Genomic DNA, 4,362 nt, shown 5'->3' with positions numbered 1-4,362 from the left:
CACCGCTCCGCTGGTGGTCTCGGGCTGCATCATGATGCGGGTCTGCCACCTCGACACCTGCCCGGTGGGCGTGGCAACGCAGAACCCGCAGCTGCGCGCGAAGTTCACCGGCAAGGCCGAGCACGTGGTGAACTTCTTCGAGTTCATCGCGCAGGAAGTCCGGGAATACCTGGCAGCACTGGGTTTCCGGAGCCTCGACGAGGCGATCGGGCAGGCCGACCTGCTCGACACCTCGGAGGCGGTGCGGCACTGGAAGACCCAGGGCCTGGACCTCACGCCGATCACGCACGTGCCGGAACTGCCGAAGGGCACCGCGCGGCACCAGGTCGTCGAGCAGGACCACGGGCTGGAGAAGGCGTTGGACAACACGCTGATCCAGCTGTGCGAAGGCGCGCTGAAGGAAGGCCGGCCGGTCCGGCTGGACATCCCGGTGCGCAACGTCAACCGCACCGTCGGCACCATGCTCGGCTCCGAGGTGACCCGGCGGTGGGGCGGCGAGGGCCTGCCGGACGACACCATCGACGTGACGTTCACCGGCTCGGCCGGGCAGTCCTTCGGGGCGTTCGTGCCGCGCGGCATCACCATGCGATTGCTGGGCGATGCCAACGACTACGTCGGCAAGGGCCTCTCCGGTGGCCGGATCGTGGTCCGGCCGGACACCTCGGCGCCGTTCGCGGCCGAGCAGAACATCATCGCGGGCAACGTGCTGCTCTACGGCGCGACCAGCGGTGAGCTGTTCGTGCGCGGCGTGGTCGGGGAGCGGTTCGCGGTGCGCAACTCCGGTGCGGTCGCGGTCGTGGAAGGCATCGGCGACCACGGGTGCGAGTACATGACCGGTGGTCGAGTGGTGGTCCTCGGACGGACCGGGCGCAACTTCGCGGCCGGCATGTCCGGCGGCATCGCCTACCTGCTCGACCTCGATCCCGCGCGGATCAACCCGGAGATGGTCGACCTGGACCCGCTGGACGACGCCGACCGCGAGTTCCTGCACGACCGGATCCGGCGGCACTACGAGCAGACCGAATCGGCGGTGGCCCGCGAGCTGCTGGCCGACTGGGACACCGCGGTCGAGCGGTTCGGCAAGGTCATGCCGCGCGACTTCAAGCGGGTGCTGGCGGCGCGCAGCGCTGCCGAGCGCGACGGTCGCGACGTCAACGAGGCGATCATGGAGGCGGCTCATGGCTGATCCCAAGGGATTCATGACGACGCCGCGGGAAACGCCGCAGCGTCGCCCGGTGGACGTGCGCATCAAGGACTGGCGCGAGGTCTACCTGGAGTTCGAGCAGCCGAAGTTGCAGAAGCAGGCCGGTCGCTGCATGGACTGCGGCATCCCGTTCTGCCACCAGGGCTGTCCGCTGGGCAACCTGATCCCGGAGTGGAACGACCTGGTCTGGCGCGACGACTGGCGGGAAGCGGCGGAGCGCCTGCACGCCACCAACAACTTCCCGGAGTTCACCGGGACGTTGTGCCCCGCCCCGTGCGAGGCGGCGTGCGTGGTCGGCATCAACAGCGATCCGGTGAGCATCAAGCAGGTCGAGATCAGCATCGTCGACAAGGCCTGGGACGAGGGCTGGATCCGTCCGCAGCTGCCGCGCGCGGCGACCGGCAAGAAGGTCGCCGTGATCGGTTCCGGTCCGGCCGGGCTCGCCGCGGCCCAGCAGCTGACCCGGGTCGGCCACAGCGTGGTGGTCTACGAGCGGGCCGACCGCGTCGGCGGTCTGCTGCGCTACGGCATCCCCGAGTTCAAGATGGAGAAGCAGCGGCTGGACCGCCGCCTCGGCCAAATGCGCGCTGAGGGAACGGAATTCCGCACCGGTGTGAACGTCGGTGTGGACGTCACGGTGGAGCAGCTGCGCGCCGACTACGACGCGGTGGTGCTGGCGGGCGGCTCGACCCAGGCCCGCGACCTGCCGGTCCCGGGGCGTTCCCTGGGCGGCGTGCACCAGGCGATGGAGTACCTGCCGCTGGCCAACAAGGTGCAGGAGGGAGACCTCCAGCGTTCGCCGATCCACGCCGAGGGCAAGCACGTGGTGGTCATCGGCGGCGGTGACACCGGAGCGGACTGCGTCGGCACGGCGCACCGGCAGGGCGCGGCGTCGGTGACGCAGCTGGAGATCATGCCGGTTCCGCCGAACTCGCGTCCCGACGCGAACCCGTGGCCGACCTACCCGATGATCTACCGGGTCTCCTCGGCTCACGAGGAGGGCGGCGAACGCCTCTACTCGGTGAGCACCCAGGAGATGCTCGGCGACGATTCGGGGCACGTCCGCGCCCTCCGGCTGGTGGAGGTCAGCCGCACGGACACCGGCTTCGAACCGGTTCCGGGCACGGAACGCGAGATCCCGGCCGAGTTGGTCCTGCTCGCGATGGGCTTCGTCGGCCCGGAACGGGAAGGCCTCCTGGCGGACCTGGGTGTGGAGCTCGACCCGCGTGGCAACGTCGCCCGCGACGAGAACTTCATGACCACGGTGGACGGGGTCTTCACCGCGGGAGACATGGGTCGGGGGCAGTCCCTGATCGTCTGGGCGATCGCCGAAGGCCGCTCGGCGGCCGCCGGAGTGGACAGCTACCTGTCGAACAGGAGCGTCCTCCCGACGCCGATCGCTCCCACGGACCGCCCGTTGGTGTAGTCAGCTGAACTGCTCCCCGGGAGCTGGACTGAGAAGTTCAGTCCCCGGGGAGCAGTGGCATGCTCGGGCCGAGCTCGACGGCAGAAGGCGGGCCCGTCAGGACGACGGGCCCGCCCATGCGGTCAGGCAGGTTCACCACGGCACGTTGATGATGACATCGCCACCGATGCCGTTACCGCCGATGCCGTCACCGCCGATGCCGTTCCCGCCGATACCGGAGCCGCTACCGGAGCCGCCGCCGGCACCGCCGCCGGCACCGCCACCGTTACCGGCGCCGCCACCGTTGATCACGATGGGGTCCCACCCGCCGTGGAGCGGGAACGTCGACATGACCGTGCGCGCGGGCAGGAACTCAATGCGCTGGTCCTGGAGCTCGGCAGAGCTCAGCGGTTGAGTCTTCTCGAACACGTGACCGATCCTCCTTCGCTCGAATGGGCTCGGATGCCGCGCGGAGATCGATGCCTAACGAGGTCGCAATTTTCCCCAGATCCCCATCCCAACGCCCCCAGATTCGTTGGCATCAGCCCGAAGGCTAGAGGAACCCGCGACCCGGCGCAGTCTGGATGTTTCCGGCACCCCGGCGCGGGAGACCCGGCCGCGGCGAACTGGTGATCGCCTCCACCGGACGAGGCGATCGCGGACCCGGTGCCGCAGGACGGCAAGAGCTGGCGGCCCCGCAAGGGCGACGGACCGCCAGCTCAGCTGAGAAAGATCACTTCGGCCCGACGAAGACGTTGCCGCCGACGCCGTTGCCGCCGATGCCGTTGCCGCCGGTGCCGCTACCGCCGGGGCCGCCGTCAACGCCGACGCCACCGTTGCCGCCGGACCCGCCGCCTTGGCCGCCGCCTTGGCCGCCACCGTTGCCGGCGCCGCCACTGTTGATCAACATCGGGTCCCAGCCGCCGTGGAGCGGGAACGTCGACATGACCGTGCGCGGGGGCAGGAACTCGATGCGCTGGTCCTGGAGCTCGGCAGAGCTCAGCGGTTGAGTCTTCTCAAACACTTGACCGGTCCTCCTCTGTTCGAATGCTCTCGGATGCCCGGGCCGCGAGTCCCCCAGATTCCCGATCCAGCGTCCCTAGATCCGTTCGCGCCAGCTCGGAGGCTATGGGAACCGGCGCCTCTGCGCAGTCCGATGACCTCCCCCGGCGTGATGCGCGTGCACACCTGCGAGAGGCGAGAAGTTGATTGCACGTCAGGGTGAATCAAGGTGCACCGGGCGTTCGGTGCTCCTAAGTTCTGCCCCGTGTGCCAGGCACGTGCCGCTGCGGCGCATCCAGCGGGTGGCCGAGTCCCGGTTCTCCCGGTGAATCCCCTCGGATTGCGAAGGAGCACCAGATGCGACAGACCTCTCGGGCGATGAGCGCTGCCGAACTGGATGACCAGCGCGTCGAGTTCCTCCCGGCGCGCACGGTCATGTCGACGTTGCCGCTCCACGGCGGCTGGGACCCCATCTCGATCGACGTCGGCGGCGGGGGTACCGGCGGCGGCAACGGCGGCGGCCAGGGTGGCGGCAACGGTGGCAACGGCGGCATCAACGGCGACGGCGGCGATGGTGGCGACGGCATCGGCGGCAACGGCATCGGTGGCAACGGCATCGGCGGCAACGTCATCACCGGTGGCTGACGCCGAAAGCTCCGCGCAGTGCGGCGTTCCAGGCGCAGCAACGCACCGCTGAACGTTCGAAAGCAGCAGCGGCCGACGGGCGCGACTTCCCCCGCCAGGGGCGATG

General features: G+C 69.6%; 5 protein-coding genes. 3 read left to right on the top strand and 2 right to left on the bottom strand.

Translation table 11 applies throughout. The features are described from left to right. Both ABTZ89_RS36300 and ABTZ89_RS36295 read left to right on the top strand, forming a co-directional pair. Positions 1-1,186: GltB/FmdC/FwdC-like GXGXG domain-containing protein (locus ABTZ89_RS36300; protein ID WP_351053516.1), on the top strand; the 1,186-nt coding region annotated here is incomplete at its 5' end. Beyond that, entirely contained in the window at positions 1,179-2,630 is a 1,452-nt protein-coding gene (locus ABTZ89_RS36295) for a glutamate synthase subunit beta (protein ID WP_351053513.1), read from the top strand. The genes ABTZ89_RS36300 and ABTZ89_RS36295, both read left to right, overlap by 8 nt. Before the next feature lie 132 nt (positions 2,631-2,762). On the opposite strand, the gene ABTZ89_RS36290 is transcribed toward ABTZ89_RS36295, so the two are convergent. Continuing rightward, positions 2,763-3,038 carry a hypothetical protein gene (locus ABTZ89_RS36290; RefSeq protein WP_270954476.1) on the bottom strand — a complete coding sequence of 92 codons (276 nt, stop codon included), beginning with the start codon at positions 3,036-3,038 and terminating at the stop codon, positions 2,763-2,765. Between the two features lie 304 nt (positions 3,039-3,342). After that, positions 3,343-3,633, bottom strand: a complete 291-nt coding sequence (locus ABTZ89_RS36285; RefSeq protein WP_270954477.1) for a hypothetical protein — start codon at positions 3,631-3,633, stop codon at positions 3,343-3,345. A 335-nt stretch (positions 3,634-3,968) separates the two neighbouring features. Here ABTZ89_RS36285 and ABTZ89_RS36280 point away from each other — a divergent pair, with 335 nt between their 5' ends. Next, positions 3,969-4,256, top strand: coding sequence for a hypothetical protein (locus tag ABTZ89_RS36280; RefSeq protein ID WP_270954478.1), 288 nt, complete (start codon positions 3,969-3,971; stop codon positions 4,254-4,256). Positions 4,257-4,362 lie beyond the last annotated feature (106 nt).

Origin of the sequence: Saccharopolyspora sp. NPDC002686, assembly GCF_040295745.1 — a bacterium.
Classification (GTDB): Bacteria; Actinomycetota; Actinomycetes; order Mycobacteriales; family Pseudonocardiaceae; genus Saccharopolyspora; species Saccharopolyspora oryzae.
Note: the sequence above shows the minus strand (reverse complement) of the source record. Positions and strands in the feature narration are given on the sequence as shown.

Coding starts and splice junctions, on each gene's coding strand:
- ABTZ89_RS36295 (WP_351053513.1), top strand. CDS start 1,179: ATGGCTGATCCCAAGGGATTCATGACGACGCCGCGGGAAACGCCGCAG.
- ABTZ89_RS36280 (WP_270954478.1), top strand. CDS start 3,969: ATGCGACAGACCTCTCGGGCGATGAGCGCTGCCGAACTGGATGACCAG.